The 16,623-nt window shown below is 38.7% G+C and carries 15 protein-coding genes; 7 read left to right on the top strand and 8 right to left on the bottom strand.

The window, feature by feature from the left end:
• Positions 1-103: 103 nt before the first annotated feature.
• On the bottom strand, positions 104-559 hold the full coding sequence (locus KZC02_RS28185) for a response regulator transcription factor (protein WP_229253855.1): 456 nt from the start codon (positions 557-559) through the stop codon (positions 104-106).
• Positions 560-790: 231 nt separating this feature from the next.
• On the opposite strand from KZC02_RS28185, the gene KZC02_RS28180 reads away from it, so the two are divergent.
• The 5 genes from KZC02_RS28180 (at position 791) to KZC02_RS28160 (ending at position 6,021) form a co-directional block, all read left to right on the top strand.
• Positions 791-1,981 carry an esterase gene (locus KZC02_RS28180; RefSeq protein WP_221391720.1) on the top strand — a complete coding sequence of 397 codons (1,191 nt, stop codon included), beginning with the start codon at positions 791-793 and terminating at the stop codon, positions 1,979-1,981.
• A 31-nt stretch (positions 1,982-2,012) separates the two neighbouring features.
• Positions 2,013-2,915 carry an AraC family transcriptional regulator gene (locus KZC02_RS28175; protein ID WP_221391719.1) on the top strand — a complete coding sequence of 301 codons (903 nt, stop codon included), beginning with the start codon at positions 2,013-2,015 and terminating at the stop codon, positions 2,913-2,915.
• A 94-nt stretch (positions 2,916-3,009) separates the two neighbouring features.
• Complete coding sequence (locus KZC02_RS28170) at positions 3,010-3,774, top strand: SDR family NAD(P)-dependent oxidoreductase (protein ID WP_221391718.1); 765 nt, start codon at positions 3,010-3,012, stop codon at positions 3,772-3,774.
• A 246-nt stretch (positions 3,775-4,020) separates the two neighbouring features.
• Positions 4,021-5,733, top strand: coding sequence for a GMC oxidoreductase (locus KZC02_RS28165; RefSeq protein ID WP_221391717.1), 1,713 nt, complete (start codon positions 4,021-4,023; stop codon positions 5,731-5,733).
• Between the two features lie 99 nt (positions 5,734-5,832).
• Complete coding sequence (locus KZC02_RS28160; RefSeq protein ID WP_221391716.1) at positions 5,833-6,021, top strand: hypothetical protein; 189 nt, start codon at positions 5,833-5,835, stop codon at positions 6,019-6,021.
• 46 nt (positions 6,022-6,067) lie between these two features.
• Here the strand turns inward: KZC02_RS28160 and KZC02_RS28155 are convergent, their stop codons facing one another.
• Positions 6,068-6,445 (bottom strand): hypothetical protein, encoded by a 378-nt coding sequence (locus KZC02_RS28155; RefSeq protein WP_221391715.1) that lies wholly within the window; start codon positions 6,443-6,445, stop codon positions 6,068-6,070.
• 198 nt (positions 6,446-6,643) lie between these two features.
• Between KZC02_RS28155 and KZC02_RS28150 the strand changes: the two genes are divergently transcribed.
• Positions 6,644-7,129 (top strand): thioredoxin fold domain-containing protein, encoded by a 486-nt coding sequence (locus KZC02_RS28150; RefSeq protein WP_221391714.1) that lies wholly within the window; start codon positions 6,644-6,646, stop codon positions 7,127-7,129.
• A gap of 89 nt (positions 7,130-7,218) precedes the next feature.
• Here the strand turns inward: KZC02_RS28150 and KZC02_RS28145 are convergent, their stop codons facing one another.
• From KZC02_RS28145 to KZC02_RS28125, 5 genes are all read right to left on the bottom strand, one after another.
• Positions 7,219-8,226: a S41 family peptidase gene (locus tag KZC02_RS28145; protein ID WP_221391713.1), complete on the bottom strand. Its 1,008-nt coding sequence runs from the start codon at positions 8,224-8,226 to the stop codon at positions 7,219-7,221.
• Positions 8,227-8,234: 8 nt separating this feature from the next.
• Positions 8,235-8,858: a hypothetical protein gene (locus KZC02_RS28140; protein ID WP_221391712.1), complete on the bottom strand. Its 624-nt coding sequence runs from the start codon at positions 8,856-8,858 to the stop codon at positions 8,235-8,237.
• A 275-nt stretch (positions 8,859-9,133) separates the two neighbouring features.
• A complete protein-coding gene (locus KZC02_RS28135; RefSeq protein ID WP_221391711.1) occupies positions 9,134-9,517 on the bottom strand; it encodes a hypothetical protein in 384 nt (127 codons plus the stop codon).
• Positions 9,518-9,521: 4 nt separating this feature from the next.
• The gene (locus KZC02_RS28130) at positions 9,522-10,397 is read right to left on the bottom strand and encodes a hypothetical protein (RefSeq protein ID WP_221391710.1); all 876 of its coding nucleotides are present in this window, start codon (positions 10,395-10,397) and stop codon (positions 9,522-9,524) included.
• Entirely contained in the window at positions 10,394-12,769 is a 2,376-nt protein-coding gene (locus KZC02_RS28125; RefSeq protein WP_221391709.1) for a DUF2339 domain-containing protein, read from the bottom strand. The genes KZC02_RS28130 and KZC02_RS28125 overlap by 4 nt, the downstream gene beginning before the upstream one ends.
• Before the next feature lie 468 nt (positions 12,770-13,237).
• On the opposite strand from KZC02_RS28125, the gene KZC02_RS28120 reads away from it, so the two are divergent.
• A complete protein-coding gene (locus KZC02_RS28120; RefSeq protein ID WP_221391708.1) occupies positions 13,238-14,509 on the top strand; it encodes an NAD(P)/FAD-dependent oxidoreductase in 1,272 nt (423 codons plus the stop codon).
• Positions 14,510-14,600: 91 nt separating this feature from the next.
• On the opposite strand, the gene KZC02_RS28115 is transcribed toward KZC02_RS28120, so the two are convergent.
• Positions 14,601-16,481, bottom strand: coding sequence for a glycoside hydrolase family 13 protein (locus tag KZC02_RS28115; RefSeq protein ID WP_221391707.1), 1,881 nt, complete (start codon positions 16,479-16,481; stop codon positions 14,601-14,603).
• Positions 16,482-16,623: the final 142 nt, after the last annotated feature.

Genomic DNA, 16,623 nt, shown 5'->3' with positions numbered 1-16,623 from the left:
AATGTTAAACATGCCGCAAAATTGAACCTTCAGCAACTTTTTCCATTCATACTTTCGGGTGATTTTGACAAATGCAGTAAAATTTCACTCCTAAGTTTTTGCATCAGGAAATGATACCCAGCCTTTTCGCTTTTTCCATAGCCTGTGTTCTGGATTTCACTTCTAATTTTTCAAATAATCTCGAACAATGCGTTTTGATTGTGTTTAAAGAAACAAATAACTGATCAGCAATTTCCTGATTGCTCAAACCACCTGACAATAACCCTAATACTTCGAGCTCCCTTTTACTCAACCCAAGTCTCAGTATCTCAATTTCGTTCTGGGCTAGGTTATTATTCTGATGGATGTAAATTTCCTTTTCAATTAAAACCGTTTGTATTTTAGGTTTTGTTAATTTAAGCGCAAGCCATATCCCGAGACCTGTAAAGATGAGTGCTATAGCACCAATGTAAATTTCAAAAACATGATTGATGACCACAAAACGCAATTCAAGCCATTTCAACACAAATAATAGCACAGCCAGAGAAATGCCGTAAAGTATGGTCTGCTTATGTCTCATTATAAAGCTGAAAGTCATCTTAACTGTGATTGTAAGTTATATTTCGATTAAAAAAATACAAGCGGTTTTGGTTTGCAAAAATTCAATTTTTTGCATGCCAAATGCCGGAAATCTAAATTTTCAGTTCTGACAGAGTATTTGTTTTATATCATCTGACTTTATCATTCCAAATCCAGGCAAATTCCTGCCTTAATTAAATGAATATTTCCGATATAACCCGCTTTCATTATCATGCATCAAATTAAAAAATTATACATTTCTACCCTGATCCTATTTGCAGGAACGCCTTCTTTATTTGCACAGCAGGCCAATGTAAACCTGGATTGGAACCCGCAGAAAAATACAGAAAATCTTGTTCCTTATGGCGGAAACGTGGTTTCACCCGATGTCCATGATGATCAGACCATTACTTTTCGTGTCAAAGCTCCTGATGTACAAAAAGTAGAGCTGACTGGCGGGCCGATATTGCTGGCACTAAAATCCAAAAATCCAATTGCTTTCAAAAAAGATAACGATAGCATCTGGACGCTGACAGTCGGGCCAGTGAAGCCCAATATTTATGTATACCGATTATTGCTGGACCATGTCGCAGTTGTTGATCCCAATAATACTATTACAGGATCTTCCAACCAGCCTGGTTACAGCAGTGTGGTTGTTCATGGAAACGGGCCGGCCTATTATGATGCAAAAAAAGTCCCGCACGGTAATGTAAACAGGCATATTTATCACTCGGATGTGCTGGATGGAGAAAGGGAAATTTTTGCTTATACGCCTCCGGGATATGACGCAAAAAAGAAATATCCCGTCTTGTATTTACTTGGGGGAAGCGGTGAGCTTGCAAATGGCTGGAGCGTTGACGGACGTGCCAATTTTATTGCCGATAACCTGCTTGCCGAAGGAAAAATGGTTCCGATGATCATTGCAATGCCAAACAACCAGGTGCTTCACCGCAGCGATCCAAACCATGTTGATAAGACTTATAAATTATTTGAAGCGGAATTGAGAAAACAAATTGTACCATTTATCGATCAATCATACAGCACCATTACTGACCGTAAAGGCAGAGCTATTGCAGGATTGTCTATGGGTGGCCGGCATACGCAGGTTGTAGGAATGAACGACCTGGATTTGTTCAGCTCATTTGGTATTTTTAGTGCGGGTGATCTGGAAACCGAAAAAATGAATGCTGTTTTTTTCAAAGATCCTCAGGTAAAACAAAAAGTGGATTACCTTCTGGTTGGACTTGGAAGCGGAGAAACGGAATCGGCTGTGGGAAAACGCTCGGCTGCAACTCACGAGGCACTGGAAAAATTCGGAATCAGACACGAGTATGTAATTGTTGGTGAAGGCGCACATGACTGGGGAACCTGGCGACTGTTGCTCAATGATAAATTACTGCCAAACCTGTGGAAGAAAAAGTAAAATCCATATTTGAATTTCGTAACTTTGTTTCATGCCAGATATTATATCAGTAAAAGACTTTTACGAAGACGCTTCTTTATTGATTCCTGAACGTATCAAAAAAGAAATCGGCCATTTCAATGTTTTTAAAACAGAAGAATTGTTTGCCACCAAACCGAGGACGATGCCATATAACCGGCGGGCCTATTACAAGATCAGCCTGATCATCGGTAAAAACCGAGCGGAATATGCGGACAAAGTAATACACATTGAGAATAATGCTTTGCTTTTTGCAACGCCGCAAATTCCCTATAACTGGGAACCGCTGGACGATAACCAAACCGGGACATTCTGTATCTTTTCAGAAGATTTTTTTGCGGGAAGCCAGTCAGGAATTAAATTACAGGATCTGCCCGTATTCCAGCCAGGAGGTAATCCCATATTTTTTCTCAACGAGGAACAGATTGATGAAGTAAAGCTGATTTTTAAAAAAATGTTTCGCGAGCTGGCGTCTAATTATGCATACAAGTACGATTTGCTACGTAATTATGTTATTGAACTTATTCATACCGGGCAAAAATTACAGCCACTTTCTGCATTACATACCGAAACCAGTTCTTCCAAAAGAGTATCATCCTTATTTATAGAATTGCTTGAAAGGCAGTTTCCTCTTGAACCACCGCATCAGAAACTCAATTTTCGCTCAGCCAAAGATTACGCAGATCAATTGTCAATTCATGTCAATTACCTGAATAAACAATTAAAAGAAGTTACGGGTAAAACCACCACTGAACTTATCCTGGAAAGGATTGTGAAGGAAGCCAAAATCCTTTTGAAACATACGGACTGGAATATTTCTGAAATCGCTTATTCCTTAGGTTTCGAAGAACCCGCACATTTTAACCATTTGTTTAAAAAGCATACGACATTATCTCCACGTGCTTTTAGGGTATAAGTATTGAATTATGCAAGTATTGATTTGATCGTTGTAAGTCTGCTTCTCTCCCGCTCCGTTACCTTTGTTCCATCAGAATTTAAACAAAAACAAAATGGAATCTCAAAATAAAATAGCACTGGTAACTGGTGCAAGCCGTGGTCTGGGGAAAAACATGGTACTTAATCTGGCTAAAAAGGGAATTGATATTATCGCGGTTTACAACAGCAATGAAAATGAAGCAAATGAAGTAGTCAAAGAAGTTGAAGCACTTGGCCTGAAAGCAGTAGCATTGCAATTGAACGTAGCTGATACTAAAACTTTTGATGGTTTTTTCGAACGTCTTTCAGTGGTTTTGGATCAGAACTGGCAAAGAAAAAACTTTGATTTCCTGATTAACAATGCGGGAATTGACAGATATTCAGCATTCAAAGATACCACAGAAGAAAGTTTTGATGAATTAATGAACGTTCATTTCAAAGGAGTCTATTTTTTAACGCAAAAATCAATTCCGTTTATTGCAGATAACGGAGGTATTGTCAATCTTTCGACTGGCCTTGCGCGCTTTGCAACTCCTGGCTACGCAGCATACGCATCCATGAAAGGCGCCATTGAAGTATTGACCAAATATCTGGCGAAGGAATTAGGGCCGAAAGGAATACGCGTAAATATTGTTGCTCCGGGTATTATTCATACTGATTTTACCAAAGGTGCATTTACTGCACATCCTAAACTGGAAGATTACATGAGCTCGATTACCGCACTTGGCCGTGTCGGCCAGCCGGATGATATTGGCGGAATTGTTGCGTTTTTATGTACTGATGATGCAAGATGGATCACGGCTCAAAGGATTGAGGCTTCGGGCGGTATGTTCCTGTAAGATAAGTGACCGTCGCGTGTTTTAGTGCTGAGAAGTTTCCAAGAGAAGTCAACTTTTAAAAAGTTGACTTCTCTGATGTTTTTAAAAGTTGACTTCGCTGCTGTTTTAAAAAACCGACTTCCCAGAAAACTTCGCGCGCTCCGCACCTATCACCTTTATTACTCGCGAAGGCTTATTGAAAGAAACAAGTATGTCAGGGTGTTCCCTTCTTTTTAAGTCAGTATATTAGATTTCAAACTGAACACCATGTCTTATTTTAATATAGATGCCAAGAAAGCCAACACATTTGATGCCATTGTTGTCGGTACCGGAATAAGTGGTGGCTGGGCAGCTAAGGAGCTTACAGAAAAAGGATTAAAAACGCTGGTTCTGGATCGCGGCAGGGATGTGAAACATATAGTGGATTATCCGACCACCAACATGCAACCATGGGAGTTCGAGCATTTGGGACTACCTCCCCTGGCAGTTCGCGAACAAAATCCGATTGTCAGTAAGCATTATATATTCAGGGAAGACGCCATGCATTTTGTAGTCAGAGATGCTGACCATCCTTACGTACAGGAAAAACCATTTGATTGGATGCGTGGCTATCAGGTGGGCGGACGTTCGCTCTTATGGGCGCGGCAGGTGCAGCGCTGGTCGGATTATGATTTCGAAGGACCAGACCGTGATGGTTTCGGCATAGACTGGCCGATAAGATATAAAGACATCGCTCCTTGGTATAGTTACGTGGAGAAATTTGCAGGCATTTCAGGAAATAGAGATGGATTGCCGCAGTTACCGGACGGGGAGTTTCTGACACCACACGAGATGACCTGCGTCGAAAAACATTTTACCGAACAAACCGCTAAAAATTACAACAATACCCGCCCGGTTATTATCGGAAGGGTCGCACATATCAGTAACCCTCAACCTATTCATACAGAACAGGGACGGGCCAAATGCCAGCACCGCAATATGTGTCAGCGCGGCTGTCCGTTTGGAGGATATTTCAGCAGTAATGCATCCACCTTACCCTGGGCCGAAAAAACAGGTAAAATGACTTTGCGGCCGCATTCTGTTGTGCATTCGATTATTTATGATGACAAAAAGAAAAGGGCTACCGGAGTTCGGGTTGTGGATGCAATAACAAAGGAAATGACTGAATATTATGCTAAAATAATTTTTGTCAATGCTTCTGCGATCAATTCAAATCTGATCCTGCTCAATTCAACTTCCAATCGGTTTCCAAATGGCATGGGTAATGACAGTGGCGTGTTGGGCAAGTACATTGGTTTTCACAATTATCGTGGAAAAATTACTGGTGAATATGATGGTTTTCATGAATTTACTACCGACGGTCGCAGACCAAATGCTGCATATATTCCGCGTTTTCGTAATGTTTTTAAGCAGGAAACAGATTTTCTGCGTGGTTACTCTACCTCATTTTCCAGTTCAAAAGCAGCAAATCCTACTGACGAAATGGGTGAAGCACTTAAACACAGCTTATTAGGTATTGAGAAAGGTGGCTGGACTATAGGCGGACAAATGATGGGAGAAACTTTGCCAAAAGAAACCAATACTGTGAAGCTGGATCCTGCTTTAAAAGACAACTGGGGAATTCCTTTATTGAGAATGTCTGTGGATTTTGATGATAATGATATGAAAATGGTCCAGGATTTTTATAATGAACTGTCGGAAATGCTTACAAAATCAGGTTTTACGAATATCAAAACTTCTGATACAAAACGGAATCCCGGTAGTGAAAACCACGAAATGGGCGGTGCCAGGATGGGAAATGATCCGAAAACTTCCATGCTCAATAAATGGAACCAAATGCATACCTGTCCGAATGTAATTGTGACGGATGGCGCATGTATGACCTCCACATCTACCCAAAACCCGTCACTGACCTATATGGCACTAACGGCACGGGCAGTGGATCATGCAGTTAATGAAATGAGAAAGGGGAATTTATAAGTCAAAGTTCATGTCTCAACAAACTTTAAACCGGATGGTATCACCATTAAGGCATCCATACAATTTTGTTATATTTGCGATTATTTCAAAAAATTCAGAATGGCAGTACAGAAATTCAATGACAGGGTTAAGGTTAAAATTAAGAACAAGCCTGCCGTGTGGTTCATTTTAGAACACGAAACAATTAAAAAAGGCGCTACCACCAAATTTACAGGAAAGGTTAAGTGTCAGAATTTAGAGACCAACGAAATCAAGTATTTCAGCGAAAACAGTTGTGAACTGGCTTAAAGAAAAATTGGACATAGCATCAAACTATATCCAATTTTAATCTTTTTCAGTTTTTCTTCTCAGAAATAATCCCCTTTATTCCCTCACACATTTTTTTGATCCGGATGTAAGAAGCAACCGAATTGTCTTCTTTATCTAATATGATACGGATTTTTCCTGGTGATTCTTTAAGCTGGAATTGCGTATTATCATTCAGAGTAGTTGTGATGTCCATATTTTTATCCGTAACAATACTACTCGGGGCAATTTTTCTGTTAATGAAATTCTGAATTTCGCCCATTTTACTTTTGTCAAATTTTGCATAAAACTCGTACGTATCGTCAGAATCGGTGACAGAAATTTTTGTGTCTTCTGAGTCAAAACAGGACAAGCAAACACTTAGTAAGAAAACTGCGGTAATTGTCGAAAATAATAAACGTTTCATATGGCTAATTGATTTTGTTTTGCAAGGTACTATGCAATATACAGTAGCTAAAAATTTTCTTTTTGTTGAATTACATAAGCGGCTCTTTTTCATGATAAAAGACTGGGCCGAATTGTCACTTCCTGTAACTTTAAAACAGAAAGCGTTTGAATAAATTTTAAACATAATTACATTGCGTGACTATATAAATCCGAATCAATGACTCATAAATTAATTAACCTGTTTTTGTTTATTTTTCTGGCAAATACTGCTTTTTCTCAGGCAAGCGTTGGCACAAGGAAAATAGCGCCCTTTAAAATGCAGCTCACGAACGGTCAGCAGTATACTTCTGCACAGCTTGCAAAAGGGCCGGTTGTACTTATCTATTTTTCTCCTGACTGTGATCATTGCCAGGATTTCACCAAAGATCTGATTAAAAATTACGCTGTAGTTGCGAATAAGCAGGTTATTATGGTTACTTTCCAGGCAATGGATATGTTAAAACCGTTTGTTACACAGTATAATTTAAATAAATACCTCAATTTCAAAGTAGGAACAGAAGGCACTTCTTACATAGTGCAGCACTACTACCAGATTCGCTCGTTTCCTTACATTGCTATTTATGATAAAAGCGGAAACCTGGTGAAGACATATGAAGGAGAACAGCCGCATGCTGAAATATTCAAGACTCTGAAGGCAATCTGAAAAGGAAAGGTTTCACGCTGAGTAAAAGAAGCGGACGAAAGGTTTTTTTTCTTTTCATTTTACTATGCGTGAACATCTTTTGTAACCCTCTATTTGAAAATTTCTACCAATGCCCGCTCTATAACAGTGTCCTTTCCATTATTTACGTCCGTGCTGTTTAAATACACAGCAATATCCGGTGGGACCCCGCTTTCGTAATTATTTCCCGCCAGATCCAGAGTTTGGGTAACAGAAAAACGGTATGTCCAGCCGTTAGGTAACTGACCGCCATTTGGCAGTCCGAGTCCGCCGCCGGTTGTGTCACCCATTATGACTACGTTTGGTAGTTCTTTCATTGCCAGTGTCGTAAATGATCCTGCGCTAAATGTTCCGCGATCAGTAAGTACAATTACTTTTTTAAAATATTTATACCTGCCCGATGGTGTGGCATATCCCGGTTCAAGTTCTGTAAAATCGTTGTGGCCCGGCCCTGATTTTAATCTTGAATTATATAAATGTGTTTTTACCTGTACAAAATGACTTAACAGGTCAAAAACATCACTGGTAGCTCCTCCCCCGTTTTCGCGCAGATCCAGAATAATGCCTTTTGTATTTGCATATCTTGCCAGAACAAAATCCAGATTATTGTCTGAAACTGTGCCCGGAAAAGAATTTAAACGAATATATCCTACCCGGTTGTTCGAAATAAAATCGTGAACAAAAGGACCCGAAACATAATAATCTTCCGGCAAATAATGATCCTGTATCAATCTGAAATCAAAATTATCAGGCCCAAGTTTTATAATGTTAAAATGTGATACATTGAAGCGCGACAGCAGATTCACATGACCGTCCCTTAGTTTATTGAGCATGCTTCCCAGTATCGTAAATAATGAATCGTCCGACATTCCCTCATAAATCAAATCGGCATATTCATCGTGTACTTCTTTCCAGTTAATCTGCTTGTAATCCATGTAAGCATATTTTTCATTGCATTCTTTCCATAGGTACTCAAAGTTTTCCATAGCATTGCGGGTTGCTATATCCTTTTCAAAAAGTAAGTTTTCACAAGAAAACAAAGCTGGTAACGTAAGTAAAATCAAAACGATTTTTTTCATTTCTTTCATTATTTAACTCTGAATAAAAGTGCTACCTGAATGATATGATGCGACATTTCGAATTTTGACAAACTCCCGCCTGTTTTATAAGCATCCCATAAATACGACCATTTGATCCCATTCCCATTTTTGAGGTAAGTTGTATAATCCAAGGCTGTATTTATTCTAAATCCCGAAAAGGCCGAAAACTGATAGTCATCAAATGGATTATCAGAACCGGTAACGCCGGATTGGCCGATATAGGCATATCCGTTTCTGTATGTGCTGTTTACCAGCGATGGATTGAGCTGAAAAGATAATTCGCGCCTTACCGGCTTCCTTTTATATTTGAAAAACAGAAATCTTTTCTCTTTTAATTCCTTTCTTGAAATATCGCGGGTCACTTTTGCAGAACCAAAAAACGTCTGAAAACTTTCGAAACCGACGCCACTGTTAAGCAGGCTTGAATTTTGCCTGATATTTCCGGTCAGATCTATTTTGCCACCAACTTTGAAATTCCATTTCTGAGACGAGAGAGATTTTATCTGATACAGACGGGAATAATTTACGAAAATAATACTGGCTATTGCTAGTAGTCCTCTCGCTGGTATTTTCGGGAGAAAGGTAAATACCAGATGAAAACCTGAATCCAAAATTGGATTCTATCTGTTCATCCCGGCGAATTATACCCAGAATGAACTGACCGGCTATACCTGAATAAACTAAAGGAGAAGTAGCAAAATCACGAAAAGAAGAAATATTTAGTCCTGCACCAAGCTCATAATATTTTGGCCTCACGTTTTTGCCGGCGCTATCGGATACTGAAATAGCCTGGGCAAATAATTGGAGCGGCAGAATTAAAAGTAGCAGAAAAAGTTTTTTCATAGCCGGATTTCATCTTATTACAAAATGAGTTTTTATTACATTCCTACTTTTTAATTTCTTTCATCATTTGCACACACATATATGCCAATAATCCTGCAACAAAAAGTAAGCCAACCCAAATCCAGAGTTTAGTTTTGAAAAAAGTTTCAACAGAATGTTTAGAGGTAAATTCTTCTTTCTTCAAATTTATGATTTCCAGAACTGGTATTTCAGCACCAATCTGGTTATCAAAGTTTGCCAGATCATAAACCGGCAATCCAAGCGAATCAGGTCCAATCGAAAACCTGTATTTCTTATCCTTTTCCAGATAAGTGTTTAAAAAATAAGGATCCTGATAAGCCTGAATGGATTTAAATTCAAGTGAAGGGTTGTTCTGATTTTCAACGAGCAGGAATAAAGACTTGGCTGAGATTCCTTCAAGGTCCATATAATTACTGGAATCCTTCTGAAGATAAGCTCATTACAGTGTATGGAATATTATCTGAAATTTTACTTTTTCCGGTTTGGGTTTTCACCAGTGGATTAACCGAATACAATCTTGCGTATCTCAGAAAAAAATGAGGTTTGTTTATTTCAAAAGTAAGCCGGTTTACAAGCAATGGTTCGTTAAAACTTAGCTTAAACAGATCAGTTTTCGTATCTGTAATTTTAAGTCGTTGCACAGTCGGAGCAGGTAATTCATTGTAATTTCTGTTTACCGTTGTTTGGATAAAGTACCCTATTGCAAGAATATTAATCGAAAGATCGTCTCTGTTATCAGATTCAATTTTATAAAATTTATAATCTGTAACCGGAAGATTTAACACATATCTGACAGTAGTTTCATCCTCATTTTCAACTGCATCCTGCGTATTTAATAAAAATTCACTGCGTACTATAAACCAGTTTTCACCATCGAAACTACCGCTAATTTTCACCTTTTTAGTAACCCAGGCACGTTTAATAGTTAGGTTTAACTTACTGAATTTTAAAGCGTTTTCGTTACTGAAAACTATATATCCTAGTGAATCTCTTTGGGCTCTTTCCAAAACAGGCAAAGCGTGGAAAGTGCTTTTTGAAGTCGCTAACATCTCCTTTTTAATTAAAAAAGGAACTTCTGTATCACCTTCAAAAATCCTGATACGATTTAATTTATTATCTGCTTTGGATAACAACTGAGGTGATAAAGGAATTTTGTAAAAACCATTGCCGGAAATAGCGGGCAAATCAGCACGCCATGTTATATTTTGGGCGCTTAAATCTTTATCCAGCAAACAGACAATGAAAAGAAATACCAGAATTGCTGATACGCAGTGAAAACATTTCATATCAGATTTTCCTGATTTGCCTGCCCCTTTTCTGCCTCAGTTTTCAATTCGTCTTCCAGCAAAATTTTCTTCAATTTTTGATACATAAAGGAAATGACCAATAAAAGAACTCCCAGGGAAATGAATGCAGCAATTTTACCACCCTCCGATAAACCGGTAATATCAAATATAAACAGCTTCAGCAATGTAATTCCGAACAAAACCAGGGAAGCAATCCGGATTGTCCTGCTTTTCCATCGCATTCCGAGATAGATCAAAATAAACGAACAGATTCCCCACAAAATAGCAAACCCAACCTTATGGTTGTTGCCAAGTACTGAATCAATCGGTAAACCCGGGCTGAAATAGATGGTGACAGCCAAATGATCCAGTTCCGCACTCGCAATGTATACCACCATTATGATGACAAACCATTGAAATAACTCACTTATCTTATATTGTTCAAAGAGCGATTTGTATATCCGGTGTATAGAATACAGCGTAACAAACAGTAAAACAGTAAGTAAATAATGTGTTAAAAAATTGGCAATGGACAGGTTTGTTCCGAGCAAATAATTATTACGGATTGAGATGGTTTCGTTATTGAAAAGTATTGGAAAGAAAATTACCGAAGTTAAGGCATATATCAGTATTACGAACTTAACTTCTGCACGTTTGCCGGATAGGATGTACAATAACACAATGGCAAAAATATAATTGTAGCAACCAAGAAAAAGGATTCTGATTTCAGGAGAATGAATTTGCAGCTGGTAATTTAACTCATGAAATATTCCAAAATAAATCAGGATGATCGTGGCAACTTTCAAAATATCAATGTATTGGGAAACTTGCAGAATAACAATTTTATCATTCTGATAATACCGTTTCATTAGTATCGAATACCCGGCAATTCCGGCAACTGCAACAAAACTGGTAATAAAACCTTTATTAAAAATCGGGAACAAATGTTGTTTCAGAATATCCGCAGGCTCTGTCAGATAGATATTATTCCAGTCCATCAATAGACTGATGATCAGCAAACCAATCAATAAAACGGATGCATCGCGCAGAAAACTGAGCCCGGATTTGTAAGACAACCAAACAAGCAATACAGATTCCAGCGCCCAGAAAAGAGTAATATAATTCCCATCAAGCTGGATGGGTGCAGCAAGGCTTACAAAAGTAAGAACCAGGCCAATAAGCAGATACAGCAGATTTCGGTCAACCTTATCGTTTTTATAGAGGATAAAGGCAAAAGTAAAGTTGACAACTGCCAGGAAAATCGTGAACGCTCCTCTGTAAATACCATCACCTATTGCACCCGTTATCAGCATGCCTGCGGAAAAATAAAAAACGGTATTACTCAATAACTGGCCAATTTCAAAAACTGTAAATTCTACTTTTTTCCTGATGTTATTTACGATATTCATCAGAAAGAAAATCAGATAAAACAATGTGGCAAAAATCAATGCTCCCCAGTAAGGTTTCGGAGTTGTTACCGGTGCGTTTATGATCCTGGTAGTGAGCCAGCCTCCATAAATCAATACGGTTAAAACAAAGCAGATCTGATTGATTAAATTCCACTTTTTGTAATAAGCCAGCACAAGCATTCCTGCATTCAGAATGAGCATGTAAGTAAACAAAACGACATAATTCCCTTCTCCCGAACTAATAAGAAAAGGTGCGCCGAAACCACCCAGAATTGCAAAAATGGCCAGTTCAATCCTGTCATAGGAAATGGCTAAAAACACAGTAGCCGCGGTAATAAAGATCATGATTACAAAAGCCAGCTCCTGACCAAACAAATGGTATTGCTGATATGCAATGGTAATCGCAAAATATAATATAGCCATCCCGCCACCAATCAGTACAGAACTGAATGAACGGTAATTATCCCTCATTTTATGTGCAATAGCAATTAATACACCTCCTGTTACCAATCCGATGCAGGTCCGACCGATTTCATTAATCCAGTTTTGATCAATTGCAAATTTGAGGAAAAAGCCCATCCCCAAAACCAGAATGGCAATCCCGATTTTGTTAATCAGATTCTCGCCAATAAATCTTTCAAGATCGGGGTAACGCTCCCAAAATGACAATTCCGGTTCCGGCTCCGCAACCTGACTGGCAGTTTCCGGCTGCCGTTCTTCAGTAATTTGTTTGGGAATTTCTAATGGAATGCGTACTACTGGAATCTCCGCAGCAATAGGTTTCGGAATTTCAACAATTTCCGGTTCGGCAGGTTTAATTTCAACAACCGGCATTCTAGGGAGAGGCCTTATTATTTTCTCAGGTTCCGGACTAACCTTCTGGCCGGAAAGTGCTTCGAGCCTTTTTAGCTCAGTGAATAAGCTGTCTATACTGTTTTGCAAGGAATCAAATTTGTTATCCATTTGATTCTTGTTCTTGTTCATCATAAGAAGTACTATGATGATGCCAAAAATTATAAAAATTTCCATCAAATTTTAGAATATGAAGAGGGTATATAAACAGATCAATATTTTTTCTATTAATATTTAAAATATAAATAAAGCAAAACTTTATTGACAAAAACAAAATCACCTCGATTAAAGCGAAGATTTTTCATGCGACCTCCAGATATTTGGAATAAAGCAATATTTCATGTCCTTTTCTAAAAGTCAGCTGAGTATGTTTTTGTGCCTGAATGCACAATCCTGATCACTTAATCATTTATAAAGGTAAACCAGTTATGCCGGATTCATCGCGAACCCGGGCTTTTTTCAAAATGAATTAATAAAATAAATCGTTTCCATTTAATTTAAAAGTATTTTCGGTCTTTGCCTGGCAAGATATTCGCTTAGGGTTTGTCAGGATAAATTTGGGTTCAAATAAATTTCAGAATGAATATAGTCATCATTGGTGGTGGGTTTGCCGGCGTAAATCTTGCCATGGCACTTGGTAATAATAAAGATTTCGGTATTACATTGGTTGATAAAAATAATTATAATTTCTTTCCTCCTCTAATCTATCAGGTTGCAACAGGATTTCTGGAACCATCCAGTATCAGTTATCCTTTCCGGAAATTATTTTCAAGCAAGGAAAACGTACACTTCCGGTTAGGATATCTCCAAAAAGTGGTACCGGAAGAAAATAAGATAATTCTTTCCAATGGGGAGCTGACATATGATTATCTGGTGTTTGCGACAGGCGCGAAGACTAATTATTTTGGTATGGAAAACGTGAAGAAAAATGCTATTTCCATGAAAACGCTGGACGATGCAATTGAAATGCGCAACAAATTATTGCAGCAAATGGAACAGGCTGCGATAGCGACAGATCCTGAGGACATAAAAAAGAGACTGACGGTTGTCATAGCCGGTGGCGGGCCAACCGGAGTTGAATTATCCGGAATGTTTGCTGAAATGCGCAACGGGATTTTGAAAAAAGAATACCCTGAACTGGTCGGAAAAGGAAGTGAAATATATCTGATAGACGGTGGTGACGAACTGCTATCGCCGATGAGTGTAAAATCCCAGCAGGAAACCTATGCAGATCTGACAAAACTTGGAGTAAATATCATGTTGAAAAGCCGGGTAAAAGATTTTGTGGATGATACGGTTTATCTGGCAAGTGGTGAAACAATTCCGAGTAAAACCCTTATCTGGGCCGCAGGAGTAACTGCCAAGGTGTTTGAAGGAATTCCTGCGGAAAGTTATGGCCGTGGTTCAAGATTGCTAACGGATGAATTCAACAAAGTCAATGGAACTACTAATATCTATGCCATCGGTGATACCTGCCTGCAATTATCAGAACCAGAATATCCGCATGGACATCCGCAGGTGGCCCAAACAGCTATTCAACAAGGAAAACAGTTGGCCAGGAACTTCAAACTGATGGTCGAAAACAAACCGCTTGAACCATTTAAATATGTTGACAAAGGTTCAATGGCAATTATTGGAAGGATGAAAGCGGTAGCGGATCTGCCTCGTCCAAAAGTACATTTTGGCGGTACCATTGCCTGGTTTGCATGGTTATTCATCCACCTTTTGTCATTGATTACACAGCGTAACAGGTTCAGGACTTTATACAACTGGATGATCGCGTATTTTACCAAAGACCAATCTCTGAGGATGATTATTAAACCCACTTTGAAAGAAACCGTTGAGGATTGAAAACAGAGACTTTCCAAGACCAAGCGTCCCCGTCCCGAAAACTTGGAAAGTCTTAAAAAAACCTGGAAAGTCTGGTTAAGAAAATTTTTCATTATTTCAACAGCTCCAATACCAAAGCTGTTTTTGACGGTATTTTCAAGGTTCCTATTGAATTGATGTTTTCATTAGAAATCACATTTCTGGCACCTGAAAATCCATTCATTCTTTCTGCAAAACGAGTTGTATTCAAATCGGCTTCTTTATCGGTAGAGTTGGTTGCAACCATCACTGTTTTGTTTTTATCATATTTAAAATAAACATAGATTCCGTTTTCAGGGTAGTATTGCATCAGTTTTCCCGAATGTAACGCAGGTGTATTTTTACGATAATTAGCCAGTTTTTTTACATAGTCAAATGCTTCATTTTCCTTTTTATTTCTTCCACCTGCAGTAAATTTATTTTCCTTATCCCCTGCAAAGCCGCCTGGAAAGTCTTTCCTGACTTCTGCATCAGAAGGGTCTTTAAAATTTTTCATTAATATTTCGGTTCCGTAATACCAGGATGGAATTCCACGGGTTGTCAGCAGCCATGTTACACCCATTTTATATTTTTCAAAATCATCACCGATTACAGACAGATAACGGTCCATATCATGGTTATCAAGCGATGTTACAAGCTTCATCGGATCAGCGTATACAACGTCTTCGGCCAGAGTCAGATACAGTCGGCTCACACCCTGGTCCCAGCCAAAATTTTGTTTTAAAGCATCATTAATTGCATAGTTTAACGGAAAATCCAATGTTCCTGGCAAGTTACTTTTAAATGGAAATTCTACCTTGCTCTTCACAAAATAGGAAAGTCCAAGCGGCTGGCTGGCAACCGATTCACCAAACAAATGAATCTCAGGATATTCATTCAACAACGCCTGGTTACAGCGATTCATAAAAGCCTGATCATTGTATTTGTAAGTATCAATTCGCCAGGCATCCAGACTGAACATCTCCGTAGACCAGATTGCATGCTGGATCAAATAATTTGCCAGATACGAATTGCGCTGGTTCAGATCGGGCAGAAAAGGCGTAAACCAGCCATCCAACAATACTTTTTGGTCGGACTGCGAACTATGCGGATCATAAAGCGGCTGTTCCTTGTGAGAACTATTTGTATAAGACGGCCAGTTATTCAACCAGTCCTTCGCTGGCGGATCTTTGTAAAACCAGTGATCATCGCTGATATGATTATACACAGCATCCTGCACAAGTTTCATGCCTTTTTTGTGCAATTCTTTCGAAAATTCAATATAGCCTTCATTTCCTCCCAAACGTCTGTCGACCAGATAATGGTCCGTAAAATGATAACCATGATAACCCGCCTGCATACGGTCCGGCCCTTCTTTCTTTAATTTTTCGTCATTTTCAATGACCGGCGTCAGCCACAATGCCGTCACACCCAGTTCCTGCAAATAATCCAGATGATTGAGTATACCCTTGAAATCACCACCATGCCGCAAATATGGATTTTTAGTATCTGCGTCCGGATCGGCCATTGTGGTAAATTTATCGTTGGACACATCCCCATTTGCAAACCGGTCAGGCATGATCAGGTAAATCAGGTCAGAAGAATTCACACCGGCACCCTTTATTTCCTTAGTACGTGCTTTTAATTCATACGATCTGGTAATAGTATGGTTGCCCGATTTCCCAGTAATTTTCAAACTTCCAGGCCTCGCTGACGCAGAAATACTCAAATCAAGAAATGCATAATTGGGGTTTTCAGTTTTACTGGTTTTTAACAGTTTGACACCAGGATAATTTAAAGAATAAGTTAGCGTCCCGGCATTAGGCCCATATACCAGCAGCTGTACATTAGGATTTTTCATACCAACCCACCAATTGGATGGATCAATCCTTTGAATAGAAGGAGTTTGCGCAACTACATGAGATAACCGCAGCAATAAAAACGAAAACAATAAAAATGTATACCTTTTTTTCATAGAATATTGATGGACAAATTATTAAGATCTGAAATGCTTTTTCAGGTTACATTAAAACGTATAGATCCGGTCTTATACCGTTTAATAAATAAGAAATATAACAATAATAAATTGTATAAATCAATTACTTGTAAACTGTATT

The organism is Dyadobacter sp. NIV53, assembly GCF_019711195.1.
Lineage (GTDB): Bacteria > Bacteroidota > Bacteroidia > Cytophagales > Spirosomataceae > Dyadobacter.
Note: the sequence above shows the minus strand (reverse complement) of the source record. Positions and strands in the feature narration are given on the sequence as shown.